Source organism: Ezakiella coagulans, assembly GCF_003096635.1.
Lineage (GTDB): Bacteria > Bacillota > Clostridia > Tissierellales > Peptoniphilaceae > Ezakiella > Ezakiella coagulans.
Genome location: NZ_QEKV01000010.1, coordinates 1 through 24,068, shown reverse-complemented (window position 1 = coordinate 24,068; position 24,068 = coordinate 1). Strand labels below are relative to the sequence as shown.

Below are 24,068 nucleotides of genomic sequence, written 5' to 3'. Positions count from 1 at the left end.
GTTATTCTCCAAGTCTTTTTATAATATTTCTTGCAACGATTTTGCCCGATTCCATCGCACGAATTACTGTCGCAGCCCCGCTCACAACGTCGCCTCCGGCATAGACTCTGTCCCTCGACGTTTCAAAATATTCGTCGATTTCCACGAGACCGTTTACGGTTTTTATGCCTTCCTTTTCGAAGTTCATGAGCTTGTTCGGCTCAGTTCCGATTGCAAAAATTATAATGTCAAATTTTCTTTTAACTTCTTCGCCGTTTACCATAAATGTTATTTCGTCTTCATTTACAGAGACCGGATTGTAGTTTGTGTTTATAACAACGCCCTCTTCTTTAGCGTGTTCAATTTCTTCGATTCTTGCGGAGAGTTTTTCTTCGCCTCTTCTATAGAATATTTCCGAAGATTTATAGAGCCTTTTTGCAGATCTCGCCGCATCCATCGCAACATTTCCGCCGCCAATAACGGCAACAGTTTCGCCCTTCGGAAGCGGAGTTTTATATCCGTCAAGATTTGCGTGACAAAGATTTATTCGCGTCAAAAATTCGTTTGCGGTAAAGACATTGTTCGAATCTGTTCCGGGAATTTCCGGAAGCCTCGGAAGTCCTGCACCGCTTCCCAAAAATACAAAGTCGTGCTTCTTCAAAAGCTCGTCAATCGAGACACTTTTTCCGACAATTGTCCCAAGTTTCACTTCGAGTCCTTCATTTTTTAGTTCTTCGATTTCATATCCGATGACCTCGCGTGGAAGTCTGAAAGACGGAATGCCATATGTCAAAACTCCGCCCAATTTGTCAAAAGCTTCGTAGATTATCGGCTTTATTCCCGCTTTTAAAAGGTCGTACGAAAGACTCATTGCTGACGGACCGCTTCCTACGATTCCGACGGAATGCTCGAAATTTTTCTCGGAATTTTTTCTCGAGTTTTCATTTTGTTTTCGCATAAAATCTCCGACATATCTCTCGAGCTTTCCGATATTGACCGGCTTTCCAACTTTTTCAAGCACGCAAACAGATTCGCACTGTGTCTCTTGCGGACAAACTCTTCCGGTAATTCCCGGAAAAGCATGCGAGTTGTCGATGACTTCTTTTGCACCCTTTATATTTCCGCCTCTTATAGCCATGATAAATTTCGGAATATTAATTTCAACCGGACAACCCGAAATACAAGTCGGGTTTTTACAATTCAGACATCTTTCTGCTTCGAGAACAGCCTCTTCTTCGGTAAAACCGAGACTAACTTCTTCGAAATCTTTATTTCTTTCGTTTTTCTCCCTTTCCATCGGAGAAATTCTGTCCCTCTTTGTCGGGCGAAGAGAGGCCTGTTCATTTAAATAATTTTTTCTATCATCCATCATCGTCTAAGTCTCCTCAAAGCTTCGTCAAAGTCGACATCTTTTCCGAAAAATTCCGGACCGTCGACACATGCATATCTCGTTTCGCCGCCGACTTTGCATCTGCAGCAACCGCACATTCCCGTTCCGTCAAGCATTATCGGATTTAAACTTACAACAGACGTGATGCCGAGTGACTCAGCTTTAATAACCGCAAACTTCATCATTATCATCGGTCCGATTGCAACCGCTCTTGTAAATTTCATTCCCTTGTCCACAAGGTCTTGAAGTGCATCTGTTACAAGTCCATGAAATCCGCGACTGCCATCGTCCGTCGCAATATGTACATCAGCGACACTCTTGAGTTTCTCTTCGTATAAAATTAAGCTTTCGTTTCTGGCAGCTAAAATAACCGTTGGAGTAAAACCTTTGTCGTGCAAAAATTTCGCCTGTGGATAAACAGGTGCTGCTCCAACTCCGCCCGCCAAAAATACAACTTTCTCGTTTGAAAGTTCCTCATCTGTCATATCACATAAATCGCTCGGATTTCCAAGAGGGCCGCAAACATGATAAAATTCTTCGCCCACATTTTTTTCTACAATTGCCCCGGAGCTTTCTCCTACTTTCATAATGACAAATGTGACCGTCTTTTTTTCAGTGTCCCAATCTGAAATTGAAAGTGCAACTCTTTCTGATTCCGGAGTTGCCTGAAGCATGAAAAATTGCCCCGGCTTTGCATTTTCGCTAACATTCGGTGCATCAATCACTATTTCATATATATCGTTTGACAATTTCTTTTTATTTAAAATCGCTACCATAATTTCCTCTAATCTATCAAATTTGACTATTTCTCATAATCGTGATCGCTCTATCTAACAGCTCACTTTTTTCATGTGCATTTGACACATAGCAGTCTTTCGCTCTGTTTTCGCAAATGAGACATCTTCTTTCCGGGCTACCGATGTCACGCCTTGAAATCGGTTTCCCCTCAAAATATATGTCTATGTCAATAAGGCCACTCTTTTCGATTTCGACTGTTTTTCTCTTTAAATCCTCGAGCTCTTTTTCGCTTTTACAAATCGGAAAAATTCCATAGTAACCAAATTTCGAAAAAATTATTTCCTCCGCTTCGAGATTTAAAAATTTTTTAAGCTTGGCGTACTCTCTTTCGAAAAATTCTCGAAAAAACTTCATGTCCTTTTCGATGCCCGGAACAACTAAACTCAAAACCACAACACTTCTCCCTGTTGTTTTTTCAAACATCTCGTCGTTGTGACTAAGTTTTTCTTTGAAATAATTTTCTCGGCGTTCTTGTTCAAAATCCAAAACTTTTTCTATAAAAATCGAGTTTATTAAAATGTCCGCTGCACCGCCCGGTGAAATGTTTTTTTCGATTGCGAATTTCGAAATTTCCTCTAAATCGCCGGAACTGACTGCTTGAGCTGCAAGCTTTTTAAATTCCTCAGCATTTTTTTCGCCGCCTCGCCTAATAACATTTGTGTCCGAAACATTTTGAATCAGATAAAAAAGTCTCGTCGTCAAATCGAAATCCAAATATTTAAACGAGTTTTTATATCCCGAAATCACTTCCGCTCTCGCGCCGAAATTTCCCTCTTTCAAAAGCACCCTGAATTCGTCGCTCTCAAGTTCTTTTTTTATGAGTTCATGAAAATTTTCCGAATTAATCACGAGACATCTTCTCTTTATTCTCCCAACCAAAAACACGAGAATCCCGAGTGAAAAAATTGAACCAAGATGCGTATTTATGCCTGAAGTTTTTTTATACATTTCCCTTTCGAAAAGAAGTCCCAGTCTTCGCAAAGAATTAAAACTCTCACCCAAAAAACCGTATGAAAAAGCTTCGGAATAGTATCCCACGAGAGATTCTATTCCGGCTTTCATTATTTCATAGTCCATATCCTTGTGACTGCCTTTCGATGTCGGAGTCACAAGTCCCGGCTTCGGCTCGAGATTTAGCTCTTCAAAACTTGAACAAATCGCAAAATTTTCAATAATCTTTTCAATCATTCTACTTTTTTTTGCTTTCTTTTTTGTGCTCAATGCCCATTCTTTTTTCCGCTTCAACGCGAAGGGCACGAATTACTTTTTTCTCAATTCTGGAAACTGTCATTTGACTGATTCCAAGTTCTTCAGCAATTGCAATTTGTGTCTTTCTGTTGATATATCTTTCAATCAAAATCGTTCTTTCAATCTTCGGAAGTTTTTTTAGCTCACGAACGAGATAGTCGAGATTTTCAACTCTTTCATAAGTCGGATCTTCATCCCCGATTATGTCTGAAATTTGAAGATCATTTCCATCGTCAGATGAGTCGATTGTGGAATCTATACTTCCCGGTTGATAAACTTTTGACGCTTCCATCGCTTCAATAACTTGGTCATAGCTTACGTCCAAGTAATCAGCGATATCTTCCGCCGTCGGAATTTTTCCGAGTTCACCGGCGAGAACATTTTTTGCAACACTTATTTTTTTCGAAAGTTCCTGAATGCGGCGTGGCACTTTTATAGTCCAGCCCTTGTCCCTGAAGTGTCTTTTTATTTCACCGATAATTGTCGGAGTGGCATAACTTGAGAAAACATATCCCTTTGACGGGTCAAATCGATCAACCGCAAGAATTAAACCGACGCTCGCAACTTGAAATATGTCCTCGTAGTCGATTCCCCTTCCGGCGTATTTCTTAGCAAGAATTTCAGCAAGATACATGTGTTCTTCAATTAATTCATCACGCAGTGCCTTGTCCTTTGTCTTTTGGAATTCAATAAATTTTTCTTTTATCTCTTCCTGTTTTCTCCTCTTTTTGTCGTTTTTCTTTTGTTTTTTATCTTCAATCGGCTCAGAAAGTTCTTCCGCCTTCAAATCTTCATCTTTTTTCTCTGTTTTCTTAGAAATATTTTTTTGAGTTTGCTTGATGGCATCGGACTTTTTATCATCTATTTTATTTTTCTTATCAGCCATTTTTTCTTCCGCCATCTAAGCCTCCTTTTTAAATATAACTACCGTCTCCACATCATTCGTTGTTAGTTCATCACTCAAAGCTTCCATAATTTTTAAGCTCAAATCATCTCTATCGTCGAAAGTTACATTTGCTCTAAGAGAAAGTTCTCCATCTTCGAGGTCAAAAGTAAAATCGACCGTTTTTTGTTCATCTTTAACCGACATAACAAGCATTTCACTTATAACAAGTTTCATTGCCTCAAGTTCATCAACATCAAAACCTGAAACAGTGCCGAGACCTGAAACAAATAGTCTTAGGCTCATTACAAACTCAGGTTCTGCCGGTACACTCAAACAAATTTCTTTTTTGTTATTAATCATTGATCCCAAACACCTTGTCCAATTCTGTAATTTCAAAAACCTTTTTTATTCTCTTCGTCGCATTCTTTACAAGAATCGTGTTACCGTCTTCCTCAAGTTCCTTGAGCATTGAAATAAGAATGCCGAGTCCTGTAGAGTCCATAAATGTAACCCCACTGAAATCGAGAATCAAATCGGATTTTTTATCATAGTCTTCCATGATTTTACTTTCTACATTACCGGCGTGAAAAATATCAAATTCTCCACTTAGATAAAATATGCCGTCTTTTTTTATAACATCCATTTTATTCCTCCGTTTCATCGGTTTGAATTGCAGAAACAATCTTTTCTTCGCCGATGTCCATAAGTTTAACGCCTATTGTTGCACGAGACGACTTTGCAATTTCCTTTGCGGAAATTCTTATAATAATTCCGCTCGATGAAATCAATAATAAATCTTTTTCATCGTAAACTACAAGAGCTGTCACAAGAGCACCGGTCTTTTCATTGATTCTGTGAGTCAAAATTCCTTTGCCGCCTCTTGATTGAACGGTATATTCTTCCTCAGAGGTCATCTTGCCGTATCCCTTTTCGGTTATAGTAAGAAGTTTTGCTCCTTTTCCGACAACTTGAGATGAAACTACGTTGTCGCCGTCTTCAAGAGTTATAAGTTTTACACCTCTTGTCGATCTGCCCGTCGGACGTACGTCCTTACCGTTAATTCTTATAGCCTTGCCGTTTTTTGTTGTAGAAATGAATTCATCTTCTTCATTTGTCAAATAAACGCTTATCAAATCGTCGTCTTCATCGAGATTTATCGCGATGAGTCCGCTTTGTCTTATGTTTTCATACTGAGCGAGCTCTGTCTTTTTAATAATTCCGTTCTTCGTGACAAATGTCATAAATTGTCTTTCTTCGTTTTTCTTTATCGGAATTATTTGAGTGATTCTCTCACCGCCCGAAATTTGAAGAAGATTTACAATTGCCGTACCTTTTGCCGTTCTTCCGCTTTCCGGAATTTCGTATGCACGGAGGCTGTAAACCTTTCCGAGATTTGTGAAGAAATAAACCTCGTCATGTGTTGTTAGAGTGTATAAATCATTAACAACATCTTCAACATTTGTCGTGAGTCCCTTAACACCTTTGCCGCCTCTCTTTTGGGCTTTATAAGTGTTTTCGTTAACTCTCTTTATATATCCTCTTTCGGTTATTGTAATTACAACCGATTCGTCTGCAATGAGATTTAGAACATCAATTTCTCCTTCATTGAGAACAATGTCAGTTCTTCTTTCATCGCCGTATTTTTCTTTTATTTCATTCAATTCTTCCTTGATGATGCTCATGAGAAGTCTTTCTGAAGATAAAATTTCATTGAATCTGTTAATTCTCTTGATGAGATCTTCATATTCCGCTGTGAGCTTATCTTTTTCAAGACCCGTTAAACGACGAAGTTGCATTGAAAGAATTGCATTTGCTTGAATTTCTGTGAACTCAAACCTGTTCATAAGGCCTTCTCTTGCTTCAGCATCATCCTTTGAACCTCTGATGAGTTTTATAATTTCATCAATATAATCGAGTGCCTTCAAAAGACCTTCAACGATGTGTGCGCGTGCTTCCGCTTTTTTGAGGTCGAATATAGTTCTTCTTGTAACAATTTCTTTTTGATGTTCCAAATAATAGTACATCAACTCTTTAAGCGTAAGCGTTTTTGGCTCTCCATCAACAAGTGCAAGATTTATAACCCCGAATGTAGTTTGCATTTGCGTTCTCTTGTAAAGAAGATTTAATGTGACTTTCGGGTTTGCATCTTTTCTAAGTTCGATGACAATTCTCATTCCTTGTCTATCGGATTCATCTCTGATGTCCGTTATACCGTCAATTTCTTTATTTCTTACAAGTTCAGCAATCTTTTGAATTAATTTTGCCTTGTTTACTTGATAAGGAATTTCCTTTACGACAATTCTATTTCTTCCTCTTGAAGTGGTTTCAATTTCCGCTTTTGCACGAAGTGTGATAAGACCTCTTCCTGTGGAATATGCATCCTTAATACCGCCTTTTCCCATGATTGTTGCACCCGTTGGGAAATCCGGTCCCTTTATAAATTGCATCAAATCTTCAAGTGAACAATCCGGATTATCAATCATATAATCGAGACCGTCAATCACCTCTGTTAAATTGTGCGGAGGAAGGTTTGTCGCCATACCGACAGCAATACCCGAAGAACCGTTTACCAAAAGATTTGGAAAACGTGAAGGAAGAACGTTCGGTTCTTTCAAACTTTCATCGAAGTTTGGACTGAAATCAACAGTTTCTTTTTCAATATCCCTTATCATTTCGTGGGTAAGCTTCGTCATACGCACTTCGGTATAACGCATTGCAGCTGCACCGTCGCCGTCTACGGAACCGAAGTTTCCGTGACCGTCAACAAGCAAATATCTTGTATTAAAATCTTGTGCAAGACGAACCATAGCATCATAAACAGCTGTATCTGAGTGAGGGTGATACTTACCGAGTACATCACCGACAACTCTCGCACTTTTTCTATAAGGTTTATCATTTGTAACTCCGAGTTCTTCCATCGAGTACAAAATACGTCTGTGAACAGGTTTCAAGCCATCTCGAACATCAGGCAAAGCCCTTGCGACAATAACACTCATCGCATATTCGAGATAACTTTTTTTCATCTCCTTTTCAACTTTTACATCAATAACATTCTTCATATTTATCTCCTAAACGTCCAAGTTGCTAACATATCTGGCGTTTTCTTCTATAAATTCACGTCTAGGTTGAACTTTATCACCCATCAGCATAGAAAAAACTTCATCGCTGTATGCCATATCTTCAATATTTGCTCTCAAAAGAACTCTCTTTTCAGGATCCATTGTGGTATCCCAAAGTTGGTCGAAGTTCATTTCCCCCAAACCTTTGTAACGTTGAAGCGTGATTCCATCACGTCCAATTTCATTTAAATATTCATCGAGTTCTTTGTCTGAGTAGCAATATTTTTCACTTCTTCCTTTTGTAACCTTATATAGCGGCGGTTGAGCAATATATACGTGCCCGCCTGTTATAAGCTCCTTCATATATCTAAAGAAGAATGTGAGTAGAAGTGTTCTAATGTGTGCACCGTCGACATCAGCATCCGTCATGATAATAATTTTTCCATATCTCAGCTTTTCGATATCGAAATCTTCTCCGATTCCGGTACCAAAAGCTGTAATCATAGATTTTATTTCCTGATAACCCAAAATTTTGTCAAGTCTTGCCTTCTCAACATTCATAATTTTTCCTCTAAGCGGTAAAATTGCTTGATAGTGTTTGTCTCTACCTTGCTTTGCACTACCGCCAGCGGAGTCCCCTTCGACTATGAATATTTCCGTAATACTGTTGTCGTTTGATTGACATTCTGCAAGTTTTCCCGGAAGAGCTGTCGATTCAAGAATCGATCTGTTTCTTGAAACTTCCCTAGCTTTTCTTGCGGCTTCTCTAGCCCTTTGACTCTTTACAGCTTTGTCTAAGATAAGTTTCGCGATTCTTGGATTTTCTTCGAAAAATTGAGCGAGTTTTTCTCCGACAACTGTATTCACAATTCCCGATGTTTCGCTGTTTCCGAGTTTTGCCTTTGTTTGTCCCTCAAATTGCGGTTGCGGAAGTTTAACACTTATAACCCCTGTCAAACCTTCTCTCGCATCATCTCCTGAAAGATTCGGTTCATTATCCTTTAAAATTTTATTTTTTCTGCCGTAATCATTTATGATTCTTGTAAGAGCCGTTCTAAAACCGGAAAGATGAGTTCCGCCTTCAGGAGTGTGAATATTATTTGCAAAAGAAATAATATTTTCACTGTAACCATCTGTATATTGAAGTGCTATTTCAACTTCCTGACCGTCTCTTTCTTCGTCCATATAAATTATATCTTCGACAAGAGGAGTTTTCGATTTATTTAAATACTTTACCATTTCAATAATTCCACCGTCGTATTTAAAAACCTTTTCTCTTTCTTTGTCGCCGCGTTCATCTCTTAAAATAAGTTTAACTCCCTTATTTAAAAACGCCATTTCTCTCATTCTGTCTTCGAGAGTGTCAAAGTCAAACTCAACAGTGTCGAAAATATCCTTGTCCGGTAAGAACTGAATTGTTGTACCCGTTTCATCGGTATCTCCGACAATTTCAAGTTCGCTTATCGCTTTTCCCCTTGCAAAATGTTGTTCATGAATGTGGCCGTGACGTTTTACAGTCGCTATAAGCCATTCACTCAGTGCGTTTACAACACTGACCCCAACACCGTGAAGTCCTCCCGAAACCTTGTATGCATCATTGTTAAATTTTCCGCCTGCATGCAAAATTGTGAGAACTGTCTCAACAGTACTCTTTCCTGTTTTTGGGTGAATTTCCGTAGGAATACCGCTACCGTCATCAACAACAGTAACTGACCCGTCCTTATTCAATGTAACTTTTATCTCGTCGCATCTTCCTGCAAGTGCTTCATCGATTGAGTTGTCAACAACTTCATAAACCAAATGATGAAGACCTCTTTCAGAAGTTGAGCCGATATACATACCAGGTCTTAAACGTACAGGTTCAAGACCTTCCAGAACCTGAATCGATTCCGCTTTATATTCACTATTTGCCATAAATACTAACCAATTACCTTTCCTTTTTCAATTAAAATAACATTATCCGAATCGACTTCCTTGGTTGAAGTCACAAAAGCACGATAGCCTCTTATTTTATCAGCCACGCTTTTATCCCTCTTTAAATCAAATTCATACAACAAATCGTCCAAAAGAAGAATCGTCTCTTTTTTTGAAAGCTTATTGTATAAATCCAAACTCGCGAGCTTCAGAGCAATTACAACCGCTCTTTTTTGACCGCGACTCGCCGTATATTTTGCATACTTGCCGTTAAAATCTATCAATATGTCGTCCTTCGAAACGCCCCAAGTGGTGACACGACGTCTCAAATCTTCATTTTTAACGCTCTCTCTAAATTTCATCGGCTCATTTATATCCCACGAATTTTCCACACTCAAATTCATATTCCAAGAATTTTCTATATCATAAAGATGAACTTTCGCACGTTTTAAAATGAGTTCTACATATTTTTTTCTCATTTCATCAATTTTTTTGTTTAAATCCACAAACATTTCATCCTGTGCATCCAAAAATTTAAATGGATTTGAATAAGTTTTGAGATAATTATTCCGAAACTTCAAAATTTTATAATAATCGCGTAAATTTTTCTCATACTCAGCACTTACTGTTGAAATAATTTCATCAAAAAACCTTCTTCTGATCTCCGGGCTGCCGTCTATTAAAAGCGTATCATACGGAAGAAACTGAACGATGTTGTGGGTTCTGAAAGTTGAAATTCTTCCAACAGGTTTGTTGTTCATCTCCCTTTTGAATCCGGATTCTTCAACATATAAAACTTTCCTTAAATCCCTCACGCCTTCATGAAACTCCGCCATAACTCCGCCTTTTTCAGCATTGTGCATAAGCACCTCGCTTGCGGGATCGCCGAAACCTTTGCCGGAATAAATGAAACTCAATGCCTCGAGAAAATTTGTCTTTCCGGCTCCGTTTTTTCCAAGAATCAAATTGAGTCCGCCCGAAAGTTTCGCCTTTTCGTAGTGAAAATTTCTGAAATTATATAACACAAGTTCTTTAATTTCCATCTGTTACAACTTTAAGAATCTCTCCGTTAAACTCGACAACATCGCCGTTTTTAAGTTTTTTTCTGATAACATTTGTCACTTCGCCGTTTAAAACGACTTCTCCTTCCAAAATGGCATATTTTGCTTCCCCTCCGGATGAAACAAGATTAGCCAACTTCAAAAGATTCTTAAGCTCCGTGTTTTCTTTTACTTTTATATCCATTATTGCAACCTCACCGGGAGCACAATATAAGTAAATACAATATCTTTAACCCCATAAATCGTCGCTGCATTTGTACTTTCCGTAAACAACAATTTTATTTTGTCATCTTCGAAAATATTAATTCCATCACGAAGATATCTCGGGTTAAATGCAATCAAAAGATCTTCTCCGGTCTTTTCAATTTCAATATCGTCGTTTGTTTCCCCAATAGAACCTTTACTCATAAGATTCATATTGCCGTCTGTTATTGTAAGCCTTACCATATTTATGTTGCCTTTTGCAATAATCATCGCTCTGTCCAAAGCGTCTGAAAGTGCCTTTCTGTCGATTGTAACCTCCGTTTTTCCCTCTGTTAAAATCAGCGGTTTAAAATCAAAAAATTCACCTTCAAAAAGCCTTGTGTAAATATCAGTTCTTCCGAAACTTATCATTGCATGACTTTCACTTGTTCTTATAAGAACATCGTCGCCGTCGGTTATGAGCTTTTCAACATCATATAAAGTTGAAGACGGAACTATAAAGTGAATGTCTTTATTTTCGTCGGTCTTTTTTCTCGTAAGACTTATTCTATAGCCGTCAAGAGCAGTTGCAGTCAAAAATCCGTCTTTAGATTCAAACTTGATTCCGGTGTAAATCAATCTGTTTTCATCAAGCGATACGGAAACTTTTGACTTTTGAATAAGTTCTACAAAATCTTCTCCCTTTACCTTTAGAGAGCCTTCTTCGGCAAGAGTCGGGAACGGTGGGAAATCTTTCGATTCAAGAGCAGCAAACTTTAAAACGCTTCTGCCGCTTTTTACCTCGCAAATATTCTCGTCAATAGTTACATCGCAGTATTCTCCCTGCATCTTTCTTGCGATTTCTGAAATTAAATTCGAATTTAAAACAAAAATACCATCTTCATATACTTCACATGGAAGAACAGTTCTAATGGAAATTCGTAAGTCTGTTGCGAAAAGTGTCAAAACCTTATCTTTAGCCTCAAATAAAATACCCTCCAAAACATTTGAGCCGGCGGCTTTAGAAACACCTCTGGTTGCAATTCTAATAGATTCAACTAGATCGCTTGTTTTTACCTTAAATTTCATAATTGTCACCTCGATTTAAAAATTTAAGAATTCCCCGATGAGTTTGGGGCTTATTAATATATATACAAAATAGTATTAGTAGTAGGGGATGTTTATAATGTTAAAAACAGCATCAAACTACATAAAATGGACAAAGTGCATGTTTATAATTCTAAAAAATTCAAAAAAACATGTTTATAATTATTTTTTTATTTCTTTTATGAGCTTGTCAATACGACGTTTTAATGATTTGTCCTTTGTTGTTAGTTCTTTTATTTTATCACAGGCATAAATTACCGATGAATGGTCACGACCGAATTCGTATCCTATTGCAGGATAACTGAGATTTGTGAGTTCACGCGTTATATACATTGAAACATGTCGGGCAATTGTTATTTCATTTGTCTTTCTTCTGCCTCTGATGTCTTCACATTTTACATCAAACTCCTGTGCCACTTTCTCAATTATTGTTATCGGTTCAATCGGTGCATTTTGAACTTTTTCCAGTTTCATTTGCTCCAAAACGCGATTTACAATCTGCTCGCTCGGTTCCTCATTTCCCAAAACAGCATAAGCGTTCACTCGTCTCAAAGAGCCTTCAAGTTCTCTTATTGAAGTGTCGACATTTGCCGCCAAAAGACCGATTATATGATCAGGGATTTCGTATTTTTCAAGTTCATTCAAACTTTGAAGAATTGCAACCCTTGTTTCCAAATCAGGCATCACCACGTCAACTACAACTCCGGATTCAAAGCGGGTTGTAAGTCTGTCAGATAAAGATTTTATTTCCCTTGGTAGTCGATCTGATGCGATGACAATTTGGGAACCGTTACTGAAGAGTTGATTGAATGTATGGAAAAACTCTCCTTGGATTCCTTCTTTGTCCTCGAGAAATTGAATATCGTCTATCATAAGACAGTCTAAATTTCTGTATCTTTGTCTGAAAACCTCGTTCTTACCGGATTTTATTGAGTGAACGAGTTCATTTGTAAATTGCTCCGCCGAAACATACCAAAGCTTGTAGTTCGGATTATTTTTCAAAATTTCATGTGCAATCGCCTGAATCAAGTGAGTTTTACCAAGTCCGCTTTTTCCGTAAATAAAAAATGGATTGAAAGCTCTTCCCGGATTTTGAGAAATTGCAAAAGCAGTTGCATGTGCATATGAGTTTGATTTGCCAACTATGAAATTTTCAAATGTGAATTTAGGATTTAATTGAGGTTTTTCAAGATTCTCTTCGGGAAGCCTTCTTTCATATTCTTCAGCTTCATAGTTTTCGGCATCTTCCGGAGAAATAAGTAAAAATGAAAGTTCCGGTTTGACAGCTTTTACACATGAATCTATAAAGTCGGCGTACTTTCTTTTAACAATATTTATTGTAAAAAGATTCGGCCCCATAATAACTAAAAAATTATCCTTAACACAAATAGGAGTAAGCACCTGTATAAAGCTTAGATAGCTGGTGTTACTCAAAAAGTAATTTTTTTCTATTTCTTTTAAAACTAAATACCAAATTTGACTTGCTTTCATATCTTATCCATACCTGTGGAAAACTTTTTAACAACTGTCAAAAGTTATCCACATCTTACTCCAATAAAGTTTTAAATACACATTAAAAATCTGTAAAATACGTACAGATTTTTTCTGAAAAAGTACATTCAAAAGTTGAAATTTAAATATTTGTATTGATTTTATAGAAAATATGAAAGTTATCCACAGTTTTCCACAGAAAGCTTGTTGATAACCATGTAAAATCATAAATTTATTCAACTTATTCCACAATGATTATACCATATTCGGTATATTTTTACAAGCAAAAAAACTGTTTTTGGTGAAAATAATTGAAATTAAAATTCATATTGTCTATATCTTTAATTTGACACTCAAAGTATTTTTAAATATAATGAAGGCGGTGATTTAAATGTTATGGACATTATTTAAAAAGTTTTTTATGATAGGGCTTTTCAGTTTCGGTGGAGGATATGCGATGCTTCCTCTTTTTGAAAAGGAGTTTATAAGATCAGGTATAATTACAAACGATAGATTTCTCGAGATTATGACAATTTCACAAATGACACCTGGAAGTTTTGCGATAAATGCAGCAACGTTTATCGGAAAAGACAATGGTGGATTTTTAGGAGCGTTAATTTCAACAATTGCAGTTTCTTTACCGAGTCTTTTGATATTATTAATATTTATGAAGACTTTGACGAAATATAAAAACAATCCTCTCAAGATAAAAATTTTTGATGGACTTAGACCCGCAGTTTTAGGATTTGTGCTTGCTGCTGTTTTTCTTCTTGGAAAAGAGTCGACATTTGATGTGAAAAATATTTCCTATTTTGCAATTTCAATGATTCTTTTGATGACAAACAAGGTGCATCCTATTTTGGTTATATTTTTGATGGGAGGAGCTAATATTTTATTATGAAGAAGAAATTTGATTTAAAAAAATTATTAAAGCTTTTTCTCGTGTTTTTTAAAATCGGTGTAATAAGTTTTGGTGGCGGATATGGGATGATTCTTGTTATGAAACGTGAACTTGTTGGCAGGAAACTTGCAACTGAAGAAGAATTTATGGACAGTCTTGTGGTTGCTCAAACAACACCGGGAGCTTTAGCTGTAAATCTTTCAATTGCACAGGCGGGACAAATTGCCGGAAATATCGGAGCAGTTGTCGCATTTGTCGGAGTTGTTCTTCCGAGTTTTTTGGCGATACTTTTTCTTTCAACACTTTTTAATAAGTATAAGGAAAATGTATATGTTTTAAAATTTATGGAAGGTACAAAGCCAGCCGTTTTGGCACTGATACTTATGAGTTTTATAGATCTTTTAAAGAATATAAAGAAGAATTTTCTCACAATTTTTCTTATGATTATTACTGTTTTAATGACTGCGCTCTTTGAGATTCACCCAATAATTACTCTTATTGGTGTGGGTGCGATAGGATTTTTCTTAAAAAAAGATGAGCCGGAAAAAGATGAGGCAGTATAAAAAATAAAAATATTGCAAGTGTAATGTATTTGTAATCACAAAACATGTTTTTATGGATATAATAATAAATGTACTCCTATTGTTTTGTTATGGGGGAAGCCCCCCACACTAAATTTTTTCATGATATTAGGCTCAGGCTAGATGAGCCTAACTCCTATTGACTAAAGTCGCCTATGCGAGAGGGCGGCTTTTTTCATACAGTAATTTGGTAAAATAATTATTTTGCAAGTGTAATTAATTTGTAATCATAAAATACAATTTTTAGGATATAATAATAAATGTACTCCTATTATTTTGTTTACGAGGGAAACCTCGGACACTAAATTTTTTTCATGATATTAGGCTCAAGCTAGATGGGCCTAACTCCTACTAAAAAAAGTCACCTATGCGAGAGGGTGGCTTTTTTTAATACATATTTTATTTTATAGGGTCGATATTAATAAATAGTATGAAATAGATATAAACTAACTTTTCGTTTAAATAGCATTCGGATGGGTATAATTTATTTAAGAGGGGTGATATATGTGTCAGGAATAAATAATTATAGGACAATATATCTTGCCGGTGGTTGCTTTTGGGGTATGGAAGGATATTTTAAAAGAATTCCGGGTGTTATAAAGACTACTGTCGGATATGCAAATGGAAATTCTATAGACACCAATTATAGGAAGGTTAAAGAAACTGACCACGCGGAAACGGTTAAAATTTTATATGATTTTTCAATTTTATCACTGGAAGAAATTTTATTACATTACTTTAGAGTTATTGATCCTAAGAGTTTAAATAGACAGGGAAACGATATTGGAAGACAGTATAGAACAGGAATTTATTATACTACAGATTATGATTTAAAAGTTATAAAAAAGATATTTGATTACGAAGAGAAAATTCACGGTGAAATTGCGGTTGAGGTTATTCCTTTGAAGAATTTTATAAAAGCAGAGGAATATCACCAAGATTATCTCACAAAAAATCCCGGAGGATATTGTCATATAAATCTTGAACTTGCTTATAATCCTTTGGACGAACGGGATTATAAAAATCCATCAGATGAAGAAGTAAAAAAAGATTTAGATGAAATATCTTACAGAGTTATGCGTGAGAATGGAACGGAACATCCGCACACAAGCGATTTGAACGAAGAATACAGAAGTGGAATTTACGTTGACAAACTGACAGGTGAACCGCTTTTCTCATCGAGTGAAAAATTTGATGCGGGTTGTGGTTGGCCGAGTTTTTCAAAACCGATACTTTCAAAGAATGTTATTTACAAAAAAGACTCTTCACACGGTATGCTGAGAACTGAAGTAAGAAGTAGCGGAGGCGATAATCATTTGGGACATGTTTTTAACGATGGTCCGAGTGAAAAAGGCGGTCTTAGATATTGTATAAACGGTGTAGCACTAAGGTTTATACCTTTAGAAAAAATGAAAGAGGAGGGTTACGAGGATTATATTCCACTCGTGGAATAGCTCGATTTTTATGGCAAAAAAATTACTTATAGCTCTTGTAGTTATTTATTTTATAATGGTTATATTCGTTCCATTCGGCGAGACCGACAATGAAAAGGGACGTGGACTCGTACTACTTACTTATGCTTCGATACTTGCCGGCGGAATAATTTTTAGAAAGACAAATGGCGAAGGTATCGCTTTTAAAACAGCACCTTTGCAAAATCCGATTACAAGAAATAGGATTATAAATATTGGAAGTATAACGGCATTTATTTCGACTATTGTAGGAATTATATTATCGATTTTTGTTTATAAGCATTTTGAATTGTCATATATGTATGACTTTGTGACCGCTATAGTTGTGCTTCTTGTAATTTGGAACGGAGTAAAACTTATAGCCGGAAAAATAGAACAGGATTTGGATCCGAAACTGAACAATAAACCGTTCAAGGATAGGAAGAATAAATAAGGAGGATATTATGTTTGGTAGAAACAGAAAAAATAACGATGGATTTTTTGTAAGAATGATAAAGGGAATGATTTCAATTTTCCTTGCAAGAAAAATTTTCGGTTATGACAAAAAGAAGAAAAACAGCAGGAAAAAAGGCTGGTGGTAGAAAAAAGCGGGATTTAGTTCCCGCTTTTTTAATTTTAACTATAATTTTACAATTCTTTATATCAAAGGTGTTATTTAATTGCAATTATTAGCATTAAATATGATATATATAATTGACAAATATAGATAAATGTGATAAAATATATATGTAAACAGAATAAATAAGTAAAAGAAACGGGAGGAAATTATGCAAAATATAATGAATATTAAGAGAAAAATAGCCGCTTTAGTAGGAGAAACAGTTGAACTCGAGTCAGACCACGGAAGGAATAAACTCGTCAAGAAAGAAGGAAAAATTGTAAACGCGTATCCCGGCGTGTTCACAGTGGAGGTTTATCTAAACAATGAAGACCAAAGCATTATAAGTTACTCTTATAGCGACGTGCTTTGTGAGAGAGTAAAGATTATGGGGCTTTAACTCTCGCTATAGAAGTTTTACTAAGATCCGGAATTTTCCGGATTTTTTTGTGGGGATTTTTAGGATAATATCGGACTTATTAAATATGTATTTAAACATAGTAAAAGACTCGAGCACCACGCATTCGAGTCTTTTTATTTGTTATTCTTTGGATCTATAATATCTACGGTGTTTAAACCCTCATATATGTTTTTATGTAAAAGAAATTACAGCCATATCAAAGGACATAAAAATACTTAGAATGAAAAAAACCATCTCGTTAAAGATGGCTTTTTCAAATATGTTTAATAATAGGAGTACAGTTTGTAGGCGAGTTTGCCTACAATATCATGAAAAAAATCTTATGGTCGAAATATTCTATGAGACAAATATTTCTACATAACAAATAGGAGTACAGCTTTATTTTACATTTCAATTTAATTAAATTGGTTACAAAATAGTAACAATTTAAAAATTCTTTGTATAATTTTTTTAAAAAGCAATGCTAATAAGTTAAAAAATATCTATTCACTTTATCCTCTTTTACGAGTGAAAAATTATTAATATCATTATTGTAAATAAATGCTCAAAGAATATTTAAATTTATTTAATTCTTTAACTTTTTTGTTACTATTTCCCGCTTTAGCGGATGTATACTAGTAGAGTACTCCTATTGTTAATGGATTATGGATTATATTCATAGTCTATATATTTTTTTCATGATATTCGTGTTTTCACGAATGTACTCCTATTGTTTTAAACATAATAAGAAAAAGCACCCGTCTAGCGAGGGTGTTTTTTCTTACAGTTTTTTTCTGCCTTTATTAAAGAATTTTTCATAATATATCGAAATTGTAAAATAGATGGCAGCAAAGAGTAGCATGATTGCAATGTTTTTAAGCGACGAGTTTGACCATTCGGCTTCGTAGACATTTTGAATTGCGTAGTATTCTGGAAAGAGTTTTCCGAATTTTATAACATTTTCATTTGCAAATTGCGGTGGAATGAAAGCGCCCGATGTGAAGGCAAGGATGAGTGTTATTGAGCTTGCGAAGCCGTCTGCGATTTTTGTATTTTTTGAAACTTTTGAAATGAGATTTGCAAGTGAAATCATCGAAATTCCAAAGAACATAAAGTTTATAAAGCTGTACATAAAGTCTTTTGTGCCATATTTTACAAAGAGTGACGATGCTCCCATTGTTATTAAAACTGCGACAAACAGAATAGAAAACATTCCGAGTATGATGTTTAATGTGAATTTTTTCGGAGTGATTGAGGAAATTAGCTGTCTCTTTTTCAAATCTTCATTATATATAAGAGAGAGAATTTTTCCGGAGAGCATCATTATAAATAGCGAAAGTTGATACATAAGAAATGCATTTAAGACTTCTTTTTTTTCGGAGTCCGCTTCGCCGATTATTTTCATCGGAACTTCTTTTTTCATTAGTTCGTTTGCCTTGTCAAAGTCGTTGTAGTAGTTTAGATAGCCGAGAAATTGATGCACTTCAAGGTTTAAAAGGCTCGAGTTTACAGAAACTCTATCCTCGCCTTGGGGTTTTGTGAGGTCGACAATTATTGAGTAGGCACGCATTTTGTTTGCAATCAAAGTTTCATCGCTGTTGTAAGTTTCTTTTTTTATGTTATATTTTTCTAGATATTTTATAAGATTTTTTTCTTCATAAGTGGCGTTTTCAATATCTCCTACATAGCACGAGTTGAAGTTTAAACCGATTGTATCGTTTGAGTTGTCCGTGAGAAAAGGAATCATTATAAATATCGACGTAAGCGAAAGAATTGCGTAGATAAAATTTCTTTTCAGTAGTATAAGAATTGTTTTAAATACTGTCATAGCGTTTCCTCCCTAGTCTTATTGCTGCGATTGTTATGAGAACCACTGAAATAGCAACAATTGTAAGCATTTCCGTAAGATTTATTGAATCTCGTACGCCGGTGTTTATGAATGTGAGATTTTTTACAGCCATAAACATCGGATTTATTTTTAGAAGAAATGGCACTTTTTGAAGAATCGTGATGATTATATTGTTGCCGCTCATTCCCGACATAAAACTCATTGCAAGCATGAATACAAGTATGAGCGCGTTTGTGAAGTCGCCGGCGTTGAAACTGCCGAAGAAAAGTCCGAAAGAAAAGCCGAAAAGGACTAAAACCGCAATTGGAATGATTGTTAGGAGCGGTTTTGTTATTAAATCGATTTTAAGCACATAGACCGCATAGAGGGTCGACACGATTACCGGAAGCACCGAGATTAAAAGATTTGAGAGCGAAAATTGAAGGAGAATTTTTACCTTCGACTTCCCTGCCATTAAAATTCTTTGTGCAATGTCGTTGTTTATCGGATTTAAGAGTCCCGAGACTTCAAGTCCGCCGAATGCGGAGTAAAACGCGGTCATTATGAGGATTGAAAAGAGCGTTTGCATAGTGATAAACTTTAAATTATCGGTCGGCTCTTTAATTTTTTTTAGTCCTTTTAAAACTTCCGATGTCGCCACAGGATCACGTTTAAGCCTGTCGTATGAACTCATGAAATAGTTTGCGACAAAGGTGTTTATATCCTTTCTTTTACTCATCATCTCGCCGTTTTTGTCGATAAAGACGTCGAGTTTTTTTTCCAATAAATCTTTTTTAGGGTCCTTTGTTTCGATGAATTCGAAATTGTCGAGCTCTTTAAAAAATGCAGTGTATTCAGGGTTTTCACTCGCTATTTTTATCGCGACATCCTTTTGGCTGAACATTGTGTTTATTATCGTTATTAAAATTATCGGAAACACAAAATTCCAAAACACATTGCCTTTAGAGCGAAAGTAGTTTTTTAAACCGTACATCATTTATTTGAGCTCCTTTCCCGTGAGTTCGAGATAAATTTGATTGAGTCGCGGTTTTTCGGAGTAAATATGATTGTAGACCAAATTGTTTTTGTCCAAATACTCAATCATCTTTCTCATATTGTTCTCTTCATTTTGGAAGGAAATTTCGTAAATAGAGTCTTTGAAATCGACATTTTTTACATTTTCGAGTTTTAAAAATTCGTTTTTCAGTTCGCCTTTGTCGCCCAAATCGACGCGAATTTTTTCTTTTTCGTCAATCATGGACAGCAGATCATAAAGCGAACCGCTTGCGATGTTTTGACCGTCCTTTATGATTACAATTTCGTCCGCAATCTCTTCCACTTCTTCCATATAGTGCGTGGTGTATATTATGGAAACGCCTTGGTCACGAAGATTTTTTATTTGATTTAAAATGAAACTTCTGCTTTCGGCGTCGACCGCAACAGTTGGTTCGTCAAGCACAAGAAAATCCGGTTTGTGTGCAATGCCGCACGCGATGTTAAGCCTTCTTTTTAAACCGCCTGAGAGTTTCTTCGGAAAATAGTTTTCATATTTTTTTATGTCTGTAAATTCCATAGCTTCTTCGGTCAAAGTTTTAATCTTTTTCGAGTCGTCAACATAAAGACTGCAAAAATAACTTATATTTTCTCTTACCGTGAGCTTGTTAAAAACCACGATGTCTTGAGGAACTACTCCGATTCGGCGTTTTTTGTCATAGCTGTTTGTTTTAAGCTCGCCGCCGAAAACCTTTATATCGCCCGAGTCGTAATTTAAAAGTCCTAAAAGACAGTTTAGAGCCGTTGTCTTTCCGCTGCCGTTCGGACCGATTAGTCCCAAGATTGTACCCTTTTTAAGTGTTAGATTTAAACCGTTTAACGCAAGTTTTTCTTTATATCTTTTTATTAAATTACTAATTTCAACTACTGATTCCATATTCGTCCTCCTTAATTTAATTTTACCAACAATGACCATGAAAATCTTATGAATATCATCACTTCATACCATGACAAATGTCACTTTTTTTGATATAATTTAATTGGAGGCGGCTTATGATATACTTCGGAACAATTACGGCACTGTGCATCTATCTGTGCTTTTTAAATTTAAATTTCATAGCTGCGATTCTTGCATCATATTTGTTCGCACTTTTTAAACCGTTCAAAAATAAAAAAGTCGAAATTGTAAGAGGCGCCGCATTTCTTTTGGCGACTTATTTAATTGTGAAAAATGATGTCAACTCGGCATTTATACTCGTTCTTATCGGGATGAATTTTCTTTCAAGACCGCTCGAGCTATTGTCGTTTGTTATATTATTTTTTTTAAAACCGGAGTTTTATGAACTCTTTATGTACTTGGCATCGGGATTTACGGCGATTTCGTTTGAAAGAATTTTTAAACTCGATGAATATATAAAAAATGTGGAAATAAGAAAAGATAAGGAAGCACTTCAAAAGAGATTGATTGAAAAAACTCGCAGAGAGGAAAGATATATCTATGACGAGAGAATAAAAGTTGAAGAGAGACAAAATCTTTTGGGAAGTCTTCATCACATCATAGGTCACACTCTTACCGGCACGATTTTGGAATTAAAGGCGTTTCAAATTGAGCACGGCTACGATGAAATTGGGGGCACAATTGAAAGGCTTGAAGGTGGGCTTAAAGAAATACGAAAGACGCTTCACACGCTTTCCGATGAAAATATAAGTCTTTTGAATGAAGCAGAAAATTTAAAAAATGAACTTCAAAAAAACAGCATTGCTTTTGAATACAAAATAAATGAAAAAAGCATGGACAAAGCCACAAAAAGAGAGCTTGTCGAGCTTTTAAAAGAGGGCGTGACAAATATTATAAATCACTCCGACTCGAAAGAAGCGAAACTTGAAATCATTGAAGAGCCCGGATTTTTTAGAATCAGTTTATACAGCGACGGTGAGGCACCGAAAGAATTTACACCGGGACTCGGGATTATCTCGATGGAGAGATTTTCGCATGCACGCGGCGGATATTTTGACATAGATACAAAAGACGGATTTAAAATTATTATGAGCTATCCGAAAAAGAGGTGAAACAATGAGAGTTATAGTTGTTGATGATGATAAAATCGTCGTTAAAAGTCTTGTGACAATTCTCGGTGCAATGGGAATTGACGTTGTCGGAACGGCGTCAAACGGAAAAGAAGCACTTGATGAATTTAAGAGACTTCATCCCGACGTGGTTCTCTTGGACATTAGAATGGACGAATACGACGGAATTTGGGCGACGGAAAAAATAATTGAGAGCGATAAAAATGCGAAAATTCTTCTTCTCACAACTTTCAGCGAGGAAGAATATATAAAAAATGCGGTCGAAAAAGGTGCAAAAGGATATATACTTAAAGACAATATTGAGGATTTAAAACCCGCAATTGAAGCGGTTTACAACGGAAAAATCGTGTTTGATCCCGACGTTTATAAAATTGCTATAAATGTTGCTTCCGAAAAGAAACCGGAAAATCTTACGAAACGAGAACTCGAAGTTTTGGAACTTTTGGCGGACGGAATGAACAACAAGGAAATCGGTGAAAAACTTTTTTTAAGCGAAGGCACTGTGAGAAACCACGTGTCACAAATACTTTTAAAAACCGGCACGCGTGACAGAACCGAACTTGCGGTAAAATATTTGAAAGGAAAACTATAGGTGAAAAAATGAGTAAAATTTATGCACACACATATATTAGTGAAGAAGTGGATTTGAGATGTCAAATGGTGAGATTTCTCGTCGAGGAGTCTGACGGCTACAAAGTCGCATTTCCGGAAGAACAGTTTAAAGACGACGACGCATTTTATAACGGATACGACCTTCTAAAAACAGACGATGCGAAAAAAGTTGGAGAAGATAATGATGGTTTTTCGAAATGGGAAACATGGCAAGGCGAGCTCGATGATGATAAAAAAGTAAAACTCATCTGCTACCTTTCGGAGTACCCGATCTATAACATCATCTTCACAAAAAATGGCGAGGACATCTACCAAATAAATGACTTTAGAAACCTCTACTCTTTTTCCGAATCAGCTCTAAACAAGCTGCAAAGTGCATTTCCGGACCTTGATTACTTTATATTCAAATAATGTAACTTTTATGTAAACAAAAAACCGAAACGAATAGATATAATAATATTGTACTCCTATTGTTTTGTTTTTGATTTTCCCGCTTGGTATTTGCCAGGCGGGTTTTTCTATACATAGATTAATTTTTGTCTAAATCGCGTCTAACGCTTGTTTCGTTTTATTTTAAAATTAAGTAGTAAAGAGAGGGCCTGCCCTTCTTTTTTTATTTCATGAATTATATTTTAAATTTTATGCTGGCTAATTTTTAGCTGTTTTGGACATTTTAAAAATAGTATAATATGATTAAAATATTAAAGCGTCAAATATTCATAAACGTAAATGACATCTCCTCTTTTTTGTTTTACAATAAATCATAACAAAAAAGAGGAGATATTTCTATCTCCCCTATATACCTTAATTTTTAGGATAAATCGATGTATAACGCGCAGTACAGTTTTTTCGCGAATGAGGTGTGCTAGTGCACACCGCAACGAGCGAATAAAACGAAACAAGCGTTAGACGCGATTTAGACAAAAATTAAAATTATTCAATAATTTCAGTTACAACTCCAGCGCCAACTGTTCTTCCGCCTTCACGAATAGCGAATTTAAGTCCTTTTTCTATAGCAATCGGTGTGATAAGTTCGATTGTGAATCTTGCGTTATCTCCCGGCATTACCATTTCTACGCCTTCTTCAAGTTCGATGTTTCCTGTTACGTCTGTTGTTCTGAAGTAAAATTGTGGTCTATATCCGTTGAAGAATGGGGTGTGTCTTCCGCCTTCTTCTTTGGTTAGTACATATACTTCTCCTTTGAATTTTGTGTGTGGGTGTATTGTTCCAGGTGCTGCAAGTACTTGTCCTCTTTCGATTTCTTCTCTTTGTACACCTCTTAGTAGTGCTCCGATGTTGTCTCCTGCTTCAGCGACGTCAAGGAGTTTTTTGAACATTTCTACTCCTGTTACAACTACGCTTCTTGGTTTTTCTTGGAGTCCTACGATTTCTACTGTGTCTCCAACTTTTACTTGGCCTCTTTCAACTCTTCCTGTTGCTACTGTTCCACGTCCTGTGATTGTGAAGACGTCTTCTAC

At 36.1% G+C, this 24,068-nt stretch carries 25 protein-coding genes; 9 read left to right on the top strand and 16 right to left on the bottom strand.

Annotated elements, in window-relative coordinates:
* Position 1: 1 nt before the first annotated feature.
* The 12 genes from C7381_RS07430 to dnaA all read right to left on the bottom strand — a co-directional run bounded on the left by C7381_RS07430 (position 2) and on the right by dnaA (position 13,116).
* Positions 2 to 1,351: an NAD(P)-dependent oxidoreductase gene (locus tag C7381_RS07430; protein WP_245893804.1), complete on the bottom strand. Its 1,350-nt coding sequence runs from the start codon at positions 1,349 to 1,351 to the stop codon at positions 2 to 4.
* A complete protein-coding gene (locus C7381_RS07425; RefSeq protein WP_116480480.1) occupies positions 1,348 to 2,145 on the bottom strand; it encodes a sulfide/dihydroorotate dehydrogenase-like FAD/NAD-binding protein in 798 nt (265 codons plus the stop codon). Before C7381_RS07425 ends, C7381_RS07430 begins: the two co-directional genes overlap by 4 nt.
* 16 nt (positions 2,146 to 2,161) lie before the next feature.
* Entirely contained in the window at positions 2,162 to 3,355 is a 1,194-nt protein-coding gene (locus C7381_RS07420; RefSeq protein WP_165803634.1) for a triphosphoribosyl-dephospho-CoA synthase, read from the bottom strand.
* A gap of 1 nt (position 3,356) precedes the next feature.
* Positions 3,357 to 4,316, bottom strand: coding sequence for a SigB/SigF/SigG family RNA polymerase sigma factor (locus tag C7381_RS07415; protein ID WP_245893802.1), 960 nt, complete (start codon positions 4,314 to 4,316; stop codon positions 3,357 to 3,359).
* Positions 4,317 to 4,661, bottom strand: coding sequence for an ATP-binding protein (locus C7381_RS07410; RefSeq protein ID WP_034547291.1), 345 nt, complete (start codon positions 4,659 to 4,661; stop codon positions 4,317 to 4,319).
* The gene (locus tag C7381_RS07405; RefSeq protein WP_165803633.1) at positions 4,654 to 4,944 is read right to left on the bottom strand and encodes an STAS domain-containing protein; all 291 of its coding nucleotides are present in this window, start codon (positions 4,942 to 4,944) and stop codon (positions 4,654 to 4,656) included. The genes C7381_RS07410 and C7381_RS07405 overlap by 8 nt, the downstream gene beginning before the upstream one ends.
* A gap of 1 nt (position 4,945) precedes the next feature.
* A complete protein-coding gene (gyrA, locus tag C7381_RS07400) occupies positions 4,946 to 7,360 on the bottom strand; it encodes a DNA gyrase subunit A (RefSeq protein WP_116480477.1) in 2,415 nt (804 codons plus the stop codon).
* A gap of 9 nt (positions 7,361 to 7,369) precedes the next feature.
* A complete protein-coding gene (gyrB, locus tag C7381_RS07395) occupies positions 7,370 to 9,274 on the bottom strand; it encodes a DNA topoisomerase (ATP-hydrolyzing) subunit B (RefSeq protein ID WP_116480476.1) in 1,905 nt (634 codons plus the stop codon).
* Between the two features lie 5 nt (positions 9,275 to 9,279).
* Entirely contained in the window at positions 9,280 to 10,317 is a 1,038-nt protein-coding gene (gene recF, locus C7381_RS07390) for a DNA replication/repair protein RecF (protein ID WP_116480475.1), read from the bottom strand.
* On the bottom strand, positions 10,307 to 10,519 hold the full coding sequence (locus tag C7381_RS07385) for an RNA-binding S4 domain-containing protein (RefSeq protein WP_245893801.1): 213 nt from the start codon (positions 10,517 to 10,519) through the stop codon (positions 10,307 to 10,309). The genes recF and C7381_RS07385 overlap by 11 nt, the downstream gene beginning before the upstream one ends.
* Positions 10,519 to 11,607 (bottom strand): DNA polymerase III subunit beta, encoded by a 1,089-nt coding sequence (gene dnaN / locus C7381_RS07380; RefSeq protein WP_116480474.1) that lies wholly within the window; start codon positions 11,605 to 11,607, stop codon positions 10,519 to 10,521. The genes C7381_RS07385 and dnaN overlap by 1 nt, the downstream gene beginning before the upstream one ends.
* A 180-nt stretch (positions 11,608 to 11,787) precedes the next feature.
* Positions 11,788 to 13,116 carry a chromosomal replication initiator protein DnaA gene (gene dnaA / locus C7381_RS07375; protein ID WP_034547277.1) on the bottom strand — a complete coding sequence of 443 codons (1,329 nt, stop codon included), beginning with the start codon at positions 13,114 to 13,116 and terminating at the stop codon, positions 11,788 to 11,790.
* A gap of 391 nt (positions 13,117 to 13,507) precedes the next feature.
* Here dnaA and C7381_RS07370 point away from each other — a divergent pair, with 391 nt between their 5' ends.
* The 6 genes from C7381_RS07370 (at position 13,508) to C7381_RS07350 (ending at position 17,068) form a co-directional block, all read left to right on the top strand.
* Positions 13,508 to 14,017 carry a chromate transporter gene (locus C7381_RS07370; protein ID WP_034547275.1) on the top strand — a complete coding sequence of 170 codons (510 nt, stop codon included), beginning with the start codon at positions 13,508 to 13,510 and terminating at the stop codon, positions 14,015 to 14,017.
* Positions 14,014 to 14,580, top strand: a complete 567-nt coding sequence (locus C7381_RS07365) for a chromate transporter (protein ID WP_116480473.1) — start codon at positions 14,014 to 14,016, stop codon at positions 14,578 to 14,580. Before C7381_RS07370 ends, C7381_RS07365 begins: the two co-directional genes overlap by 4 nt.
* A gap of 491 nt (positions 14,581 to 15,071) precedes the next feature.
* A complete protein-coding gene (gene msrB / locus C7381_RS07360; protein WP_116480472.1) occupies positions 15,072 to 16,052 on the top strand; it encodes a peptide-methionine (R)-S-oxide reductase MsrB in 981 nt (326 codons plus the stop codon).
* A gap of 10 nt (positions 16,053 to 16,062) precedes the next feature.
* A complete protein-coding gene (locus C7381_RS07355) occupies positions 16,063 to 16,503 on the top strand; it encodes a hypothetical protein (RefSeq protein WP_116480471.1) in 441 nt (146 codons plus the stop codon).
* 10 nt (positions 16,504 to 16,513) lie between these two features.
* Positions 16,514 to 16,651, top strand: coding sequence for a hypothetical protein (locus C7381_RS08610; RefSeq protein WP_165803632.1), 138 nt, complete (start codon positions 16,514 to 16,516; stop codon positions 16,649 to 16,651).
* Positions 16,652 to 16,837: 186 nt separating this feature from the next.
* Positions 16,838 to 17,068 carry a Veg family protein gene (locus C7381_RS07350; RefSeq protein ID WP_034547269.1) on the top strand — a complete coding sequence of 77 codons (231 nt, stop codon included), beginning with the start codon at positions 16,838 to 16,840 and terminating at the stop codon, positions 17,066 to 17,068.
* Between the two features lie 781 nt (positions 17,069 to 17,849).
* Here C7381_RS07350 and C7381_RS07345 read toward each other — a convergent pair.
* From C7381_RS07345 to C7381_RS07335, 3 genes are read right to left on the bottom strand one after another with little or no spacing between them, the layout of a single operon-like run.
* The gene (locus C7381_RS07345) at positions 17,850 to 18,896 is read right to left on the bottom strand and encodes an ABC transporter permease (RefSeq protein WP_116480470.1); all 1,047 of its coding nucleotides are present in this window, start codon (positions 18,894 to 18,896) and stop codon (positions 17,850 to 17,852) included.
* Positions 18,883 to 19,893: an ABC transporter permease gene (locus C7381_RS07340; RefSeq protein WP_116480469.1), complete on the bottom strand. Its 1,011-nt coding sequence runs from the start codon at positions 19,891 to 19,893 to the stop codon at positions 18,883 to 18,885. The genes C7381_RS07345 and C7381_RS07340 overlap by 14 nt, the downstream gene beginning before the upstream one ends.
* Complete coding sequence (locus tag C7381_RS07335; protein WP_034547264.1) at positions 19,894 to 20,826, bottom strand: ABC transporter ATP-binding protein; 933 nt, start codon at positions 20,824 to 20,826, stop codon at positions 19,894 to 19,896.
* Between the two features lie 116 nt (positions 20,827 to 20,942).
* On the opposite strand from C7381_RS07335, the gene C7381_RS07330 reads away from it, so the two are divergent.
* Genes C7381_RS07330 through C7381_RS07320 form a run of 3 tightly spaced genes read left to right on the top strand, consistent with a single transcriptional unit; the run spans position 20,943 to position 23,000 of the window.
* On the top strand, positions 20,943 to 21,959 hold the full coding sequence (locus tag C7381_RS07330) for a sensor histidine kinase (RefSeq protein ID WP_116480468.1): 1,017 nt from the start codon (positions 20,943 to 20,945) through the stop codon (positions 21,957 to 21,959).
* A 4-nt stretch (positions 21,960 to 21,963) separates the two neighbouring features.
* Positions 21,964 to 22,569, top strand: a complete 606-nt coding sequence (locus C7381_RS07325) for a response regulator (RefSeq protein ID WP_034547260.1) — start codon at positions 21,964 to 21,966, stop codon at positions 22,567 to 22,569.
* Positions 22,570 to 22,577: 8 nt separating this feature from the next.
* The gene (locus C7381_RS07320; protein WP_116480467.1) at positions 22,578 to 23,000 is read left to right on the top strand and encodes a hypothetical protein; all 423 of its coding nucleotides are present in this window, start codon (positions 22,578 to 22,580) and stop codon (positions 22,998 to 23,000) included.
* 522 nt (positions 23,001 to 23,522) lie between these two features.
* On the opposite strand, the gene C7381_RS07315 is transcribed toward C7381_RS07320, so the two are convergent.
* A partial coding sequence (locus tag C7381_RS07315; RefSeq protein ID WP_245893800.1) for an EF-Tu C-terminal domain-related protein occupies positions 23,523 to 24,068 on the bottom strand: 546 nt, incomplete at its 5' end.